At 52.8% G+C, this 15,207-nt stretch carries 16 protein-coding genes; 12 read left to right on the top strand and 4 right to left on the bottom strand.

Annotation, left to right across the window (positions count from 1 at the left end):
* Window positions 1–4 precede the first annotated feature (4 nt).
* Window positions 5–943: a 1-phosphofructokinase gene (gene fruK, locus EIP93_RS09440; protein WP_005967280.1), complete on the bottom strand. Its 939-nt coding sequence runs from the start codon at window positions 941–943 to the stop codon at window positions 5–7.
* Window positions 940–2,073 (bottom strand): fused PTS fructose transporter subunit IIA/HPr protein, encoded by a 1,134-nt coding sequence (gene fruB, locus EIP93_RS09435; protein ID WP_125232627.1) that lies wholly within the window; start codon window positions 2,071–2,073, stop codon window positions 940–942. Before fruB ends, fruK begins: the two co-directional genes overlap by 4 nt.
* A 334-nt stretch (window positions 2,074–2,407) precedes the next feature.
* On the opposite strand from fruB, the gene setB reads away from it, so the two are divergent.
* Window positions 2,408–3,586: a sugar efflux transporter SetB gene (gene setB, locus EIP93_RS09430; RefSeq protein ID WP_125232626.1), complete on the top strand. Its 1,179-nt coding sequence runs from the start codon at window positions 2,408–2,410 to the stop codon at window positions 3,584–3,586.
* A gap of 10 nt (window positions 3,587–3,596) precedes the next feature.
* Here setB and EIP93_RS09425 read toward each other — a convergent pair whose 3' ends face one another.
* On the bottom strand, window positions 3,597–3,851 hold the full coding sequence (locus EIP93_RS09425) for a hypothetical protein (protein WP_010294776.1): 255 nt from the start codon (window positions 3,849–3,851) through the stop codon (window positions 3,597–3,599).
* A 287-nt stretch (window positions 3,852–4,138) separates the two neighbouring features.
* Here EIP93_RS09425 and yeiP point away from each other — a divergent pair, with 287 nt between their 5' ends.
* From yeiP to mepS, 4 genes are all read left to right on the top strand, one after another.
* Window positions 4,139–4,711, top strand: coding sequence for an elongation factor P-like protein YeiP (gene yeiP, locus EIP93_RS09420; RefSeq protein WP_103860948.1), 573 nt, complete (start codon window positions 4,139–4,141; stop codon window positions 4,709–4,711).
* An 87-nt stretch (window positions 4,712–4,798) separates the two neighbouring features.
* Window positions 4,799–5,785 (top strand): CobW family GTP-binding protein, encoded by a 987-nt coding sequence (locus tag EIP93_RS09415; protein ID WP_125232625.1) that lies wholly within the window; start codon window positions 4,799–4,801, stop codon window positions 5,783–5,785.
* A gap of 38 nt (window positions 5,786–5,823) precedes the next feature.
* Window positions 5,824–6,525 carry a phosphatase PAP2 family protein gene (locus EIP93_RS09410; protein ID WP_107333006.1) on the top strand — a complete coding sequence of 234 codons (702 nt, stop codon included), beginning with the start codon at window positions 5,824–5,826 and terminating at the stop codon, window positions 6,523–6,525.
* 322 nt (window positions 6,526–6,847) lie between these two features.
* Entirely contained in the window at window positions 6,848–7,429 is a 582-nt protein-coding gene (mepS, locus tag EIP93_RS09405) for a bifunctional murein DD-endopeptidase/murein LD-carboxypeptidase (RefSeq protein ID WP_125232624.1), read from the top strand.
* Window positions 7,430–7,649: 220 nt separating this feature from the next.
* Here the strand turns inward: mepS and EIP93_RS09400 are convergent, their stop codons facing one another.
* On the bottom strand, window positions 7,650–8,540 hold the full coding sequence (locus tag EIP93_RS09400; protein WP_206428393.1) for a LysR substrate-binding domain-containing protein: 891 nt from the start codon (window positions 8,538–8,540) through the stop codon (window positions 7,650–7,652).
* Between the two features lie 129 nt (window positions 8,541–8,669).
* Between EIP93_RS09400 and EIP93_RS09395 the strand changes: the two genes are divergently transcribed.
* The 7 genes from EIP93_RS09395 (at window position 8,670) to EIP93_RS09370 (ending at window position 15,207) form a co-directional block, all read left to right on the top strand.
* On the top strand, window positions 8,670–9,623 hold the full coding sequence (locus tag EIP93_RS09395; protein WP_206428392.1) for an MFS transporter: 954 nt from the start codon (window positions 8,670–8,672) through the stop codon (window positions 9,621–9,623).
* 24 nt (window positions 9,624–9,647) lie between these two features.
* Window positions 9,648–10,067: an MFS transporter gene (locus tag EIP93_RS22815; RefSeq protein WP_206428391.1), complete on the top strand. Its 420-nt coding sequence runs from the start codon at window positions 9,648–9,650 to the stop codon at window positions 10,065–10,067.
* Window positions 10,064–10,687 (top strand): glutathione S-transferase family protein, encoded by a 624-nt coding sequence (locus EIP93_RS09390; RefSeq protein ID WP_125232623.1) that lies wholly within the window; start codon window positions 10,064–10,066, stop codon window positions 10,685–10,687. Before EIP93_RS22815 ends, EIP93_RS09390 begins: the two co-directional genes overlap by 4 nt.
* A 29-nt stretch (window positions 10,688–10,716) precedes the next feature.
* Window positions 10,717–10,926, top strand: coding sequence for a hypothetical protein (locus EIP93_RS09385; protein WP_191089086.1), 210 nt, complete (start codon window positions 10,717–10,719; stop codon window positions 10,924–10,926).
* A gap of 343 nt (window positions 10,927–11,269) precedes the next feature.
* Window positions 11,270–13,078 (top strand): extracellular solute-binding protein, encoded by a 1,809-nt coding sequence (locus EIP93_RS09380; RefSeq protein WP_103940642.1) that lies wholly within the window; start codon window positions 11,270–11,272, stop codon window positions 13,076–13,078.
* Window positions 13,079–13,087: 9 nt separating this feature from the next.
* Window positions 13,088–14,185, top strand: a complete 1,098-nt coding sequence (locus EIP93_RS09375; RefSeq protein WP_039475625.1) for a microcin C ABC transporter permease YejB — start codon at window positions 13,088–13,090, stop codon at window positions 14,183–14,185.
* Window positions 14,182–15,207 (top strand): ABC transporter permease, encoded by a 1,026-nt coding sequence (locus EIP93_RS09370; RefSeq protein WP_103940646.1) that lies wholly within the window; start codon window positions 14,182–14,184, stop codon window positions 15,205–15,207. Before EIP93_RS09375 ends, EIP93_RS09370 begins: the two co-directional genes overlap by 4 nt.

The following is a 15,207-nucleotide window of genomic DNA, read 5'->3' as shown; positions in this document are numbered from 1 at the left end:
TGTATCAGTTAAAGGGTTTGAGGTCGACACGCGCCATCATTGCGGCCAACTGAGGACGATCGGTAATACCAACATTACTTTGGCTGACGGCCAGCGCTGAAACCGCCGTAGCCAAACGCAGAGTGTGCTCACTGGACTCACGCATTAATAAGCCATAAATCAACCCCCCAACCATGGAGTCGCCCGCACCTACCGTACTTACCACATCACAAGCCGGTGGTTTTGCCAGCCACGCGCCCGATGCATTCACCCACAGCGCGCCTTCCGCACCCAGTGAGATCACAACATGCGCGATACCCTGCTCACGCAGCGCGTGGGCGGCATCCACCACATCAGCCAGCGTAGGTAATTTACGCCCAGCCCATATCTCCAGCTCCCGGCGGTTTGGTTTCACCAACCAAGGAGAGGCTTTCAGTCCCGCCACCAGCGCTTCACGGCTGCTGTCGAAAATAATGCAAGGACACTGCGTGCGCAGACGCGACATCCAGTCGGTAAACGCATCAGGATCGACGCCAGCAGGCAGACTGCCGCTCACCGCAACCATGTCGAACTGCCCAAGCCAGCTCAGCGAGTCATTGACGAAACGCTGCCAATCCTGCTGTGTCACTTCAAAACCGGAAAAGTTGAAGTCGGTTACGTCGCCATCTTTTTCGGTTAATTTGACATTAATACGCGTACGTCCTGGCACAACCTGGAAACGGTTGGCAATGCCCAGCTCGCTGAACAATTGCTGAAAACCATCCTGATTGTCTTTACCCAGAAAGCCACCTACCGTGACATCAATCCCGAGATCTTTCAGCACCTTGGCAACGTTGATACCTTTGCCTGCGGCGTGCAGACCTGCTGTCTGAACCAGATTTACTTCGCCTTTCTCAACTTCTGGGCAATAGCCAACCAGGTCATAAGCTGGATTCAGGGTGATTGTGGCTACTCTCCTGCTCATGCTGCCCCCTCGCCCAAACCGGACGTAATCGCTTCGCCAATCGCGGCCAGTGCTTGTTCTGCATCGCTACCGCTGGCGGTGAAACGCAATTTGTGACCTTTCTTCACGCCCAGCGCGACGACTTTCATCAGGCTGCGGCCATTTGCCGGTTTGCCTGTGCCGTCCAGATTGGTGACGGTGATGTCACTGCTGAACTGCTTGATCACGTTCACCAGCATGGTGCCCGGACGCGCGTGCAGGCCGTGTTCGTTGCGAATGCTAAATTCTGCCGTCAGCACTTCGCTCTCTTCCGGTACGTCGCTGGTCAAAAGGGCCAGCAGCGTCGGTGCGTCAGCCGTCAGCAGACGTTCCGCTTTTTGCGCAATCAGCAGGTTGCTCAGGTAATCAATCGGCGCAAAAGCCTGATCGTCAGCCGCGGACACCGTCACCAGTAAAGCGACGTTTTCGCCGTCAACGCTGAAAGGCGTAGCCGGACGTGCCACCGCAGCCGCGCTGCTGAGGTTGCCGACAGCGCTATCGCTGAACCACACACCTTGCCCTAGATTCAGCGGCTTATTGCTGACTGCGGTGCTGACAAAGCTGGCGTCTGCTGCACCAACCTGCTGAAGACGACCGGCGTTCAGTGCCTGAAGCGTCAACAGATTATCGGTCGCCACATCCAGCGCAATCAGTGAGGTATCAAAGCGGAACTCCGCCAGTTGCTGCTCGCCCATCAGCAGACTACGCAATTCTTCTGCTGAAGTTGTGCTTGCCAAACGTGCCGCTACGCGATCGTCGCTCAGGACGTGGGTCAGCTGACGCAGCAACGCAAGGTGTTCATCAGAACGGGCTGCAATCCCCAACACCACGTAGGCGATTTGATCTTCACCCCAGGAAATACCCTGAGGAAATTGAAATACTTGAACCCCGGTCTTCAATACCAGATCGCGGGTATCGGTTGTGCCGTGAGGGATAGCAATGCCGCTTCCCAAATAGGTGGATGTTTGCTGTTCGCGCTGTAGCATGCCGTCGACATACCCTGCGTTAACGCACCCGGCCTCGGTCAGTGCTGAAGCAACAAGCTGGATAGCTTCCTGCTTATTACTGGCCGCTGCGCCCAAATGAATATCTTGCTGTGACAACTGGAACATGGCACTCCTCTCTTGCTGAAAGTTGAATCGTTTCAGCTTTTATGAGAAAAAAATGTGTCGATTGTTAGGGCGTTTCAAAAAAAATTCCGCTGAAACGTTTCAAAAGTCTCATTCTATTACGTCATTTATGCAAGCTTTCTACGCTGCTGACGTAACAGAACTTTGACATCACGCACATTTTAACGTGGATAACGCACAGCCCGCCAACAAAAATCACCGAATGGCTGAAGTCGTGCTGACGAAAAATAATGAAACAAGATTTCTGTTTCATTATAAACCCGAGTACTATGTCGCGCTCGACAGCCTCTGCCTATTTTCCAAGCGCTATCAATTTATGTTCACTCCTGCAAACACAACGCGACGTCCGCTCGACCTGACATCGTCAGCATTTTTAGTTATAGCCTTCCTGACTGGAACGGCCGGTGCCCTGCAACTTCCTACGCTCAGCCTCTTTCTTTCCAGCGAAGTACAGGTTCGTCCTTTCTTAGTCGGGATGTTTTATACCGGCAGCGCGGTTATCGGTATTGTCGTCAGCCAAATGCTGGCCACGCGTTCGGACCGTCAGGGCGATCGCAAATCGCTGATTTTCGTCTGCTGCCTGCTGGGCGCCCTCGCCTGCATGCTGTTTGCATGGAACCGAAACTACTTTATTCTGCTCTTTATCGGCGTGTTGCTGAGCAGCTTTGGCTCGACCGCGAACCCACAGCTTTTTGCGCTGGCGCGGGAGCACGCGGATAAAACCGGGCGTGAAGCGGCGATGTTCAGCTCCATCCTCCGCGCGCAAATTTCTCTTGCCTGGGTTGTCGGCCCGCCCATCGCCTTTGCGCTGGCACTGGGATTCGGCTTCACGACGATGTATCTGACCGCCGCGGTCGTCTTTATCTTGTGCGGCATTCTGGTCAAACTCTTTCTGCCTTCCATGCCCAAAGCCGTGGAAAAGACCACTTCCACACTGGAATCACCGCGCCGCAACCGCCGTGATACGCTCTTGCTATTCGTAGCCTGTACCTTGATGTGGACCTGCAACGGCATTTACCTCATTAATATGCCGCTGTATCTGGTGCATGAGTTGCATCTGCCAGAGAAACTAGCGGGCATCATGATGGGCGTAGCTGCCGGGCTGGAGATTCCGGTGATGCTGATTGCTGGCTACGTTGCCAAACGCTTCGGTAAACGCTTCCTGATGCGGCTTGCCGTTGCCTCCGGTTTACTGTTCTTCGGCGGCTTGCTGGTTCTCAATGGCGAAGTAGCGCTGCTGGCGTTACAGGTACTGAACGCGATCTTTATTGGCATTCTGGCCGGAATCGGCATGCTTTACTTTCAGGACTTGATGCCCGGACAGGCAGGTGCGGCAACCACGCTGTTTACCAATACGACGCGCGTTGGCTGGATCATCTCTGGCTCACTAGCTGGGATTGTTGCTGAAATCTGGAACTATCATGCCGTCTTCTTCTTCGCGCTGCTGATGATCACCGGTTCTATCTATTGTATGTGGCGCATCAAAGACGCCTGATCGCTGTACATTAAGGGGCGGTGTCGGCTTCCAGTTTCAGCAGGTAAATCATCGCCTCATCACGATGGCTGAAACACATATCCGCGCGCGGTTTTAGCCCCGCGCAAACCGCAGGCCGCAATGGAGAATGGAACAGCCCGCAACGCATCGCGTCATCAAGATGAATACAGGGCGTGTTTGCAGGCTTGCCGTGCGGCAGGCCCGGCATTGGCGTTGAAATCGATGCCGCGATACAGCAGGCACCGCAATGGGGGCGACAGTCCATCAGCAAGCTCTCCGGTGGGCTGACAAGAAGTAGAGAGCGCCACCATAACAGCCCTTCTACCAAAAACCAATATCAGCCCTTTTTTCCTTATACTCTAAATAATTCGAATTTCAGGCAGGCGGCAAGCGAAGGAATCCCGATGAGCTTACACAAGTAAGTGATTCGGGTGAGTGAGCGTAGCCAACGTACATGAAATTTGAAGGATGACGAGTATATGCTTGCCTGAACTCTTCGGCGCGAGTAACGTGTCGCCACAAAAATCACACTCCTTATAGCAGGTAATTTTTATGGCAAGAGCGAACGAAGTTAAACGCGGAATGGTCGTTAACTATAACGACAAGTTATTGCTGGTAAAGGACATCGACGTCCAGAGCCCTAGCGCCCGCGGAGCCAGTACGCTGTACAAAATGCGTTTTTCTGATGTCCGTACAGGTTTGAAAGTGGAAGAGCGCTTTAAAGGCGACGACATTATCGATACCATCACGCTGACGCGCCGCACGGTCACCTTCTCTTATATTGACGGCGACGAATACGTCTTTATGGATGATGAGGATTACACACCTTACCTCTTCAAAAAGGATCAAATAGAAGAAGAGTTGCTGTTTATCCCTGAAGGCGGGATGCCGGGAATTCAAGTATTGAGCTGGGACGGCCAAATCATCGCGCTGGAACTGCCACAAACGGTCGATCTGGAAATTGTTGAGACGGCACCGGGCATTAAAGGCGCCTCTGCCAGTTCACGCAACAAACCTGCTACCATGAGCACCGGTCTGGTTATCCCCGTTCCAGAATATCTGAGCGCAGGTGAAAAGATCCGTATTCATATTCCAGAACGTCGCTACATGGGTCGCGCAGACTAACATTCTACATTGTGCTTCCCGCACAATACTTGTCGCCGGATGACCTATCCGGCACACGTCAACCTTCCCCCGCATTAGGAGCCTACCGTGCTAACGAAAGTCAATTTGATTACAGGGTTTCTGGGTAGTGGAAAAACCACCACGATTCGGCATCTTCTGTCGCAAAAGCCTGAGGACGAAGTCTGGGCGGTGCTAGTCAATGAATTCGGTGAAGTGGGCATTGACGGTGCGCTACTGGCGGACAGCGGCGCGGTGTTGAAAGAGATTCCCGGTGGCTGCATGTGCTGCGTAAACGGCTTGCCGATGCAGGTTGGCCTGAATATGTTGCTGCAACAGAAGAAGCCCCATCGGTTGCTCATCGAGCCTACGGGACTCGGCCACCCGAAACAAATTCTCTCCTTGCTGACGAGTGATATCTATCAGCCCTGGCTGACATTACAGGCTACGCTGTGTCTGCTGGATGCGCGTCAATTGAGTGATACTCGCTATACGGAAAATGAGAACTTCCGCGATCAGCTTGCCGCCGCTGACATTATTATCGCCAACAAGCGCGATACTTATACCGCCGACGATCTCGCGGCCTTACAGCAGTGGCAGCAGACAAGCGGCGATGGTCGGCAAATTATCGAGGCTAGTCAGGGAAACGTTGACCGGCAGCAGCTCGACCAACCGCGACACAACGTACGTGAACTGCCGGATGGCACCCACCACCACGCGCATAAGCCAAAAAATAACTTGGCCGCGCTGCAATTACCGAGTGGACAATCCTGGCGACGCTCTCTCAATCAGGGACAGGGATACCACGCCTGTGGCTGGATATTCGCACCTGAGACCGCTTTTGATACCGCCGCTCTGCTGGACTGGGTCCGTCTTTCTCCCGTAAGTCGAGTTAAAGGGGTAATGCGTATAAAAGAAGGGACGCTCGTCGTGAACCGTCAGGGACACGATCTTCATATAGAAACCCGATCGGCGGCACCGATTGATAGCCGTATCGAAGTCATTAATGAAACACCAGCAGAATGGAATACGTTACAAGCCTCGTTGTTAAAGGCTCGTTTAACTAACGTGGACTAAACTGGAGTTTTTTCGTCTTTGTTTGGATTTTTTGCCTTATGTCATTTGTTCGTTTTTCTTCTATTTTAATGCTCAATGTATTGGGCATCGGCCTGTTTTTATCCTGGTATCTACCGGAAAATCATGGTTTTTGGCTCACGCTCGACAGCCATATCTTTTTCTATTTCAACCGCCTCTTGGTTGATAGCCCGACGTTTTTACATCTGGTTGCTATTACTAATAACCGCGCGTTTGACGGCTGTGCGCTCGTTGCAATGGGGTTGCTGTATCTGTCGTTTTATCTAAAAGCTACGCCCACAGAACGTCGCCGTTTGTTGATCCTCGGTGTTGTCATGCTGTTAACTGCCGTCGTGCTGAATCAGGCAGGACATTTATTACCAGTGCAACACGCCAGCCCGACCCTCTATTTTAGTGACGTCAACCGCGTATCAGATTTAACCGGTATTCCGACCAAAGATGCTTCATCGGACAGCTTCCCCGGCGACCACGGCATGATGCTGATGATCTTTGCTGCGTTTATGCTGCGTTATTTTACCCGCACCGCTTTCGCTATCGGTCTGGCCATCATGGTGATTTTCTCATTGCCTCGCATCATGATTGGTGCACATTGGTTTACCGATATTGCCGTCGGTTCGCTCTCCGTTGTTCTGGTCGGGCTAAGCTGGTGGCTATTAACGCCAGCAAGCGATGCCGCTATTGCCCAGTTAAACCGGCTATTACCTAAAAAATCGACAGTATAAATTCACATGGTTTCAGATTTTTTACATCGACTTTTTTTAGCTGAATACATCATTAAATCTTATAAATAAAATAGTTAAAACTGCTCGCAATCCTGCTTCTGTTGCGGTAGTCTCGTTCAAGTTTGCTTTTTAGCGCATACTGAACTAGCGGCGGCAAGAGAAATAATGTGCATTCCGGCACACTTTCGCCGATGAGTGTTTGGCTAAGAAGAAACTCTGATTTAGTCTGAGTCTCGTTTTCGTTTGGCATTTATACCCCAATGAAATGGGGATACTACATAGCGATATTTATCGTTAAGGACAGCAAGGGAACATAACAACAATGGTCAAGTCTCAACCGATTCTGAGATATATCTGGCGGGCAGTGCCTGCCGTCGCGGTAGCAATGATGCTCTCCGCATGTGGAAGTAATAGTGCATACAACAATAAAGCTCAAACTGATATGCATGCAGTTAATGATAAAGATGGTCTTTTACTGCAAGCCTCTCAGGATGAATTTGAAGCACTGGTTCGTAACGTGGATATCAAATCCAAGTTACTTAGCCAATATGCCAGTTGGAAAGGTGTTCGTTACCGTTTAGGCGGTGATAGTCGCCGTGGCATTGACTGCTCAGCTTTCGTTCAGCGCACCTTCCGCGAACAGTTTGGTATGGATTTACCGCGTTCAACCTATGAACAGCAAGAGATGGGCAAGCAAATTCAGCGCAGTAAACTGCGTGTTGGCGATCTTGTTCTGTTCCGTGCAGGTTCAACCGGCCGCCACGTTGGCATTTATCTCGGCAACGATCAGTTCGTCCACGCGTCAACCAGCAGTGGTGTCATCATTTCCAAGATGACCGAAGACTACTGGAATAAGCGTTATCAGGAAGGACGTCGTGTCCTGAGTAAAGGAAAAACCAGCTAAACAATATCGCTCCCTTGCTGTGATATTGTTCTGTTAGTAAAAGAACTTTGCTGTTAGCCAACGAAACCAGACGACATCAACGCCGCTTATCACCATAAGCGGCGTTTTTTTATTTCACCATGACCCATTTCCGAAATTCGCTCGACCCTATCTGGACTTGCCCCAGCAGGATTATCAAAATCTTAGAGCGATACCTGACCACGCGGTCGGGCGGCTCGCGTCATGCAACGCCCTGTGCTTCTTCCAAGATCCAGTCCACAAACGCCTTGACCTCTTGCCGCTGCATGGCACCCGGTTTCGTCACCACATAATAGGCGAACCGTGCGGGCCACGGTTTGTCGAGCACCTGCACCAAGCGCCCCGCAGCAATTTCATCTTCCGCATACTCTAACGGCACTAACGCGAGTCCCTGGCCAGCTTCAGCCGCACGGATCAACAGGAAGTCATCCTCAAACGCTGTACCTCGCTCGGCGCGAGGGTCTTCGGCAACCCCATGCGCTGCAAGCCAAAGCGGCCAGTCTGCACGATCGCTATCGTGTAACAACGGGTAAGCCAGGCAATCTTCAGGTTCTTTGAGTGTCGCATCCGTAGTAACCAATCCAGGGCAAGCCACCGGCACCAGTACAGGGGCCATCAGCCGGGTAACATCCAGACCTGGGTAGACACCCAACCCATGCCGCAGTGCTACATCGACACGATCTCGCCGCATGTCTACCACGGCCGAGGTCGCCTCGACCCGTACCTCAATGTGCGGATGGCGATGGTTGAATCGGCCCAGACGCGGCACCAGCCATGATGCCGCAAAAGTGGCAACCGTGCTGACTGTCAGGGTCTGGCGGGTCTTAATCTTATCTAAAGTCTGCACTGCCTTTTCGATTTGCTCAAAAGCCTGAAGCAGCGAGGGATGAACATCACCCCCCGCCTCAGTGAGCCGCAGCCCCTGCCGCTCTCGTGTGAAAAGTACCACCCCTACCCGCTCTTCCAGCACCCGAATCTGTTGGCTAACTGCGCCAGACGTCACGTTCAGTGCTTCAGCCGCAGCCTTGATGCTACCTCGCTGCCCAACCTCAACAAAGGTGCGCAACGCCAACAGTGGGAGCGATATTGCCATCAGATTTAGTTTTCCTAAATTTCAAGAGAAGAAATGATCGTTTCCGATAACGGAGCCTAGCGCCCATCATACCGTCTGTTTAGAAGTAATAGATAGGTTTAGATAAAGTATATTAACTTGGGAGCTTATATGAACAATCCACGCTGGCGACTTTGCCTGATTCTGCTTTGCACGACGCAGTTCGTCGCCTTACTCGACTTCTCCATCACCATGATTCCCTTGCCGCAGATTCAGGACAACCTGGGCTTCACGCCGGGCGCATTGCAGTGGGTCATCAACGCCTATGGTGTAGCCATTGCAGGGTTCCTACTGCTGGGTGGGCGTGCCGCCGATATGTTTGGCCGTCGTCGCATGTTCCTGATTGGGCTGGCAATCTTTACTGTCGGTTCTTTGCTCGGCGGTTTCTCACAGAGCCCTATGATGCTGATCGCCACCCGCGCCTTACAGGGATTTGGCGCTGCATTGTTTTCACCCTCTGCATTTTCATTACTTCTGGCAGTGTTTCCCGAACAGAAGCAGCGTAACCGTGCGCTTGGGGCCTGGACAGCCGTAGCTGCCAGTGGGTTTGTCGCGGGTCTGATTCTGGGCGGCATCATTACCGACCTGATGGGCTGGCGCTGGGTGTTGTGGATCAACGTCCCTGTCGGCCTGTTAGTCATCGCCTTGGCTGGTGCCCTACCACATGGTAAGCCCGAGACCAAGACAGTAGCCCGACAATTGGACATTGGGGGTGCGCTGTTGGTCGTCGCAGGTGCCGCAACACTGGTCTATGCCTTTGCCAATAGCGAACATGTCGGTTTGTCTTCTCCTGTCACATTCGGGCTAATCGGTCTGGCTCTGGCATTGCTGGCGCTGTTCATCTGGGTGGAAAGTAAGGTTGAGACTCCGTTGATGCCTCTCTCTATCTTCTGGCGGCGTATGACGGGAGGTGCCAATCTGGTGTCACTGCTAGCGAATACCGCTCTAGGCCCGACCTTCGTGGTCATTGCGCTCTACATGCAGGAGATCCTAGGCTTCACTGCCACGCAGACAGGGCTGGGGCTGCTCCCGATGGCAACAGCCTTCACGCTGGCCAGTGCCTAGGGTGGCCCTGCACTGATCGCCAGAATGGACACCAAACCCGTCATTCTGGGCGGCCTGACGTTGTTCATCGGCGGGCTAGCTTTACTGGGCGCATCACTGGCGTCTGATGCCTCATGGAGCACATCCATCCTGCCCGGCACCCTGCTGGCTGGCATCGGTTACGGTATCGCGTTCCCCGCTTGGACGGTGGCTGGTATCGAAGAGATTGATGCCGTCGATCACGGTGTAGCTGGCGGCATGCTCACGACAACACAAGAGGTCGGTTCCGCTATCGGATTGGCAGTTGGCGTCGCAGTCAGCATCGCGGTGCTCGCTAATGGGGGCAGCGCTGCACAAGGCTTCAGCTACGCCGTCTTAGTGTCTGCTAGCTTGGTAGTGGTCGGTTTAGCCTGCGCGGCGCTCATCCTGCCGGGCAAGACAGCAGTTGTGGAGATCGCACGATGATTCAGCTTTACACCGACAGCTCGCCCAACGGCTTCAAGATCACTATTGCTCTGGAAGAACTAGGCTTGCCGTACACCTTGCACCACATTCACATCGACAATGGGGAACATAGGCAACCCGAGTTCCTACGTCTCAATCCGCACGGGCGCATTCCTGTGATCAAAGACAACGAGACGGGAATCACATTGTTCGAGTCAGCAGCCATCCTACTGTACTTGGCAGAGAAAACGGGGCAACTACTCCCGGCAGAGCCCAGGAAGCGCTGGGAGGCCATCCAATGGCTGGTGTTTCATGCCGCAAGCGTTGGGCCGATCATGGGTCAGAGGGTGCATTTTGAGCTGTTCGCCCAAGATAGGCAGCCCGCCAACATCGCACGCTATCGTCACCTGATCCATGACGCGTTTGCCACATTAGATGCCCGATTGGCCGAACACCCTTATCTGGCTGGCGATGACTATTCCATCGCAGATATCGCCCACTTCGGTTGGACGCACATTGCGCGAGTCATCGATTTTGACTTCAGTGCATATCAGCACCTGACTGACTGGCATGAGCGTGTGGCGGCAAGACCCGCTGTGTGCAAGGGCATCACGCTCCCCACCCCTGCAACGGGCGCATGAATCAGAGACTACTCAAGGACATACTAATCATGACTGCTATCCAGGTTTCAGGCGGTGCTTCTTTTGCCACGTTTTCCACACATCCGGATTATCGGCGGATGTTAGCCCCTGACCGATTGACCATCGGAATATTCTTGCCGCTACGTTTCTACAAAGGCGATATGCGTGTGTTGGCTGAAGACGTGCTGCCACATTTCCCATCGCACGAGGAGTCGCCAGTGCTCGCGGCTCCTTGGTGATAGCCTGAATGAGGGGCCTTGCGTGCCCCTCAAACTGACTTTTATATGCGGCACCCTCTGATTTGAAGCCCTTCGAATACCTATCCCCCCTTCCCTTCTGCGGCATACTGCGCAAAATATGACTGACTCAACAACCTGAAACATTAACAGGCCGTGATTAAGGTAGGTTTATCACCTGATTTCATGATAAAAAGAAAACACGTAGCTTCCCGATGGGAATGTTAATTATTTCAAGAACTTTATGCCGAGGAAATCGGCATTGTTGACGTTACGGTATGGCATGTCTGTCTGCATCAGACGATAACCAACCAGATAACGTCCACTCGCAGGAGATTACCGTCAGATGTTAAAGCGCGTTATCGCTGCCGTATTGCTTTGCACGGCCCATCTTGGGGCGTATGCCGAGACGACTGAAAACAGCACCAGCTTTGCACTTTTGGGTGAACCCAAATATGCCGAGAACTTCAGCCATTTTGATTACGTCAATCCTGATGCTCCCAAAGGCGGTAGCATCACTCTCAGTTCACTGGGTACCTTTGACAATTTCAACCGTTACGCACTACGCGGCGTGGCAGCGGCACGTACTGAACGCCTCTACGATTCGCTCTTTGTCTCCTCTGATGACGAACCCGGCAGCTATTATCCGCTGGTCGCCCTGACGACACGCCATTCGGCGGATTTCCGCTGGATTGAGATCGAGATGAATCCCAAAGCCCGCTTTCATGACGGTTCGCCAATCACGGCCGCTGACGTCGCGTTTACCTACAATATGTTTATGACGCAGGGCGTGCCGCAGTTTCGCATCTATTTTAAAGATGTCACCGCCAAAGCCGTTGCACCGCTGACCGTACGCTTTGATTTTCCCGTATCCGACAAAAACCGCATGTTCAGTCTGATGACATTGCCCATCATGCCGGAGAAATTCTGGAAGAATCATAAACTCAGCGATCCGCTATCGTATCCGCCACCCGCCAGCGGCCCTTACCGCATCACCGCCTATCGTACCGGACAATATGTCACCTATTCTCGAGTGAAAGACTATTGGGGTGCCGACTTGCCGGTAAATAAAGGCCAGTATAATTTCGATAAAATCCGCTACGACTACTATCTCGACGACAGCGTTGCGCTGGAAGCCTTTAAAGCTGGAGCTTTCGACCTGCGTGAAGAAGGTTCGCCAAAGCATTGGGCGACGCAATATCAGGGCGGTAACTTTGCGCGCGGCTACATCATCAAACAGGATCAGGTCAACCAATCCGCTCAGGATACTCGCTGGCTGGCATTCAATATCCAGCGGCCGCTGTTTCAGGATCGCCGAGTTCGTCAGGCGTTAGCGCTGGCATTTGACTTCAACTGGATGAACAAGGCGCTGTATTACAACGCCTATCAGCGTACCGACAGCTATTTCCAAAATACCGAGTATGCCGCTAAAGGTGAACCCAGTGCAGAGGAACTGGCGTGGTTGACACCGCTGAAGGACAAGGTGCCAGCCGAGGTCTTTGGCCCCAGCTATCAACCCCCCTCCTCCGACGGCAGCGGCTATGATCGACAAAACTGGCTGAAGGCACTCAAGCTGCTGGAAGAGGCTGGTTGGGAATTGAAAGATCAAAAACTGGTCAATAGCAAAACCGGACAGCCGTTTACATTTGAACTGCTATTGCCCAGCGCTGGCAACTCGCAGTATGTCCTGCCCTTTCAGCAGAGCCTGAAAAAGCTGGGCATCACCATGAACGTACGTAACATCGACAGCACGCAGTTCAACAACCGTATCCGTAAGCGGGATTTTGACATGACGGCTACGGTGTACAGCGCGGTTCTCTACCCCAGCGCCGACCTGCAAATCCGCTGGAGCTCACAGTATATCGATTCGACCTACAACAGACCGGGCGTCAGCGATCCCGCGATTGATTCTCTCATCGAGGAAATCGTTAAGCATCAAGGGCAGAAAGTCCCCCTGCTGTCATTAGGCCGCGCGCTGGACAGAGTCTTGACTTGGAATCAGCTCATGATCCCAATGTGGTATTCCAATCATGACCGTTTCGCCTATTGGAACAAGTTTGCTATGCCTGCTGTACGCCCGGCCTATTCGCTTGGTTTTGATGGCTGGTGGTTCGATACCAAACAGGCGGCTACGCTGCCCGCAGAGCGACGTTAAGGAATCAAAATGGGAACGTATCTGTTACGCCGCCTCTTGCTGGTCATTCCAACCCTGTGGGCGATCATCACAATTAATTTCTTCATTGTGCAAATTGCCCCCGGCGGCCCGGTAGATCAAGCCATCGCGGCAATCGAAATGGGCCACGGCAGTGGTTATACCGCCAGTAGCGGAATGGATGCCGGAATGGCACGAACAGGCACCAGCGGCGCACCAAACATCGAGAATGCTTATCGAGGTTCGCGCGGGCTTGACCCGGAAGTTATCGAGGAAATTACCAAGCGCTATGGCTTCGATAAGCCGATCCATGAACGTTATTTTAAACTGCTGTGGGATTACGTGCGTTTTGACTTCGGCGACAGCCTGTTCCGAGGTTCTTCAGTGATGCAACTCATTAAAGAGAGCATGCCAGTTTCGATCACGCTGGGGCTGTGGAGTACGCTGATTGTCTACCTGATATCGATTCCGCTTGGCATCAAAAAGGCCGTGAAAAACGGCACACCGTTCGATACCTGGAGCAGCACGTTAATCATTATCGGCTATGCCATTCCCGCGTTTTTGTTTGCGATCATTTTGATTGTGCTGTTCGCAGGCGGCAGTTATCTAGACTGGTTCCCGCTTCGAGGGCTGGTTTCCAGCAATTTTGACACCCTACCGTGGTACAGCAAGATTACCGATTACTTGTGGCATATCGCGCTACCGGTTCTGGCTTCTGTCATTGGCGGTTTCGCCACCTTAACCATGCTTACCAAGAACTCCTTTATGGATGAGATTCGTAAACAGTACGTGGTTACCGCGCGCGCTAAGGGGCTGGATGAAAAGAGCATTCTCTACCGCCACGTGTTCCGTAATGCCATGTTGCTGGTGATCGCCGGCTTCCCCGCCACGTTTATCAGTATGTTTTTCACCGGTTCGCTGCTGATTGAGGTGATGTTCTCGCTCAACGGGCTGGGTTTGTTGGGCTATGACGCCACGCTGCAACGTGACTACCCCGTTATGTTCGGTACGCTGTATATCTTCACGCTGATCGGCTTATTGCTGAATATCGTCAGCGACATAACCTATACGCTGGTGGATCCGCGTATCGATTTTGAGGGACGCCAATGAGCCGCTTAAGCCCGATTAATCAAGCGCGCTGGGCGCGTTTTAAAAGTAATCGTCGCGGTTACTGGTCGTTGTGGATTTTCATGGTGCTGTTTATCGTCAGCCTGTTTTCAGAACTGATCGCCAATGACAAACCGCTGCTGGTGAAGTATGACGGCCAGTTCTATACGCCGGTACTTGTTGACCACAGCGAGCGGACGTTCGGCGGACAGTTGGATACCACCGCTGACTTCCGCGATCCTTATATCGCCGAGCGTATTAGCAGCCACGGCTGGGCTATTTGGCCGCCGATTCACTACAGCTACGACACCATAAACTACGCCACGACAGCGTCCTTCCCGTCTGCGCCAGACTGGCAAAACTGGCTGGGCACAGACAGCCAGGGGAAAGACGTGGTCGCCCAGGTAATGTATGGCTTCCGTATCTCACTGCTGTTCGGTCTGGCGCTCACGATCCTGTCCAGCGTGATTGGTATCGTCGTCGGGGCGACACAGGGCTATTACGGCGGACGTTTCGACCTATGGGGGCAACGCTTTATCGAAGTTTGGTCCGGCATGCCGACGCTATTTCTCATTATCTTGCTGTCCAGCGTGATTCAGCCGGATTTCTGGTGGTTATTAGGCATTACCGTGCTTTTCGGCTGGATGAGTCTGGTTGGCGTGGTACGGGCGGAATTTCTGCGTACCCGAAATTTTGACTATATTCGTGCGGCGCAGGCGATGGGCGTCAGCGACCGCGCCATTATGTTCCGCTGCATGCTGCCAAACGCGATGGTCGCTACGCTGACCTACCTGCCCTTTATTCTTTGCGGCTCGATTACCACGCTGACATCGCTGGATTTTCTCGGCTTTGGTCTGCCGATGGGCTCGCCATCACTAGGCACCTTATTGTTGGAAGGGAAAAATAACCTTCAGGCACCGTGGCTGGGCATTACCGTATTTATGGTGCTTTCCATCGTGCTTTCCTTACTCATTTTTATCGGCGAAGCGGTGCGCGACGCCTTTGACCCCAGCAAGGCGCATTAA

The organism is Pectobacterium versatile, assembly GCF_003932035.1.
Lineage (GTDB): Bacteria > Pseudomonadota > Gammaproteobacteria > Enterobacterales > Enterobacteriaceae > Pectobacterium > Pectobacterium versatile.
This window is presented reverse-complemented; position numbering and strand designations above follow the sequence as displayed.

Excerpts from the sequence above, each read along its gene's own strand:
- yeiP (WP_103860948.1), top strand. The coding sequence starts at position 4,139 with ATGGCAAGAGCGAACGAAGTTAAACGCGGAATGGTCGTTAACTATAAC.
- mepS (WP_125232624.1), top strand. The coding sequence starts at position 6,848 with ATGGTCAAGTCTCAACCGATTCTGAGATATATCTGGCGGGCAGTGCCT.
- EIP93_RS09425 (WP_010294776.1), bottom strand. The coding sequence starts at position 3,851 with ATGGACTGTCGCCCCCATTGCGGTGCCTGCTGTATCGCGGCATCGATT.
- EIP93_RS09390 (WP_125232623.1), top strand. The coding sequence starts at position 10,064 with ATGATTCAGCTTTACACCGACAGCTCGCCCAACGGCTTCAAGATCACT.
- fruB (WP_125232627.1), bottom strand. The coding sequence starts at position 2,073 with ATGTTCCAGTTGTCACAGCAAGATATTCATTTGGGCGCAGCGGCCAGT.
- EIP93_RS09370 (WP_103940646.1), top strand. The coding sequence starts at position 14,182 with ATGAGCCGCTTAAGCCCGATTAATCAAGCGCGCTGGGCGCGTTTTAAA.
- setB (WP_125232626.1), top strand. The coding sequence starts at position 2,408 with ATGTTCACTCCTGCAAACACAACGCGACGTCCGCTCGACCTGACATCG.
- EIP93_RS22815 (WP_206428391.1), top strand. The coding sequence starts at position 9,648 with ATGGACACCAAACCCGTCATTCTGGGCGGCCTGACGTTGTTCATCGGC.
- EIP93_RS09410 (WP_107333006.1), top strand. The coding sequence starts at position 5,824 with ATGTCATTTGTTCGTTTTTCTTCTATTTTAATGCTCAATGTATTGGGC.
- EIP93_RS09385 (WP_191089086.1), top strand. The coding sequence starts at position 10,717 with ATGACTGCTATCCAGGTTTCAGGCGGTGCTTCTTTTGCCACGTTTTCC.
- EIP93_RS09400 (WP_206428393.1), bottom strand. The coding sequence starts at position 8,540 with ATGGCAATATCGCTCCCACTGTTGGCGTTGCGCACCTTTGTTGAGGTT.
- EIP93_RS09375 (WP_039475625.1), top strand. The coding sequence starts at position 13,088 with ATGGGAACGTATCTGTTACGCCGCCTCTTGCTGGTCATTCCAACCCTG.
- EIP93_RS09395 (WP_206428392.1), top strand. The coding sequence starts at position 8,670 with ATGAACAATCCACGCTGGCGACTTTGCCTGATTCTGCTTTGCACGACG.
- fruK (WP_005967280.1), bottom strand. The coding sequence starts at position 943 with ATGAGCAGGAGAGTAGCCACAATCACCCTGAATCCAGCTTATGACCTG.
- EIP93_RS09380 (WP_103940642.1), top strand. The coding sequence starts at position 11,270 with ATGTTAAAGCGCGTTATCGCTGCCGTATTGCTTTGCACGGCCCATCTT.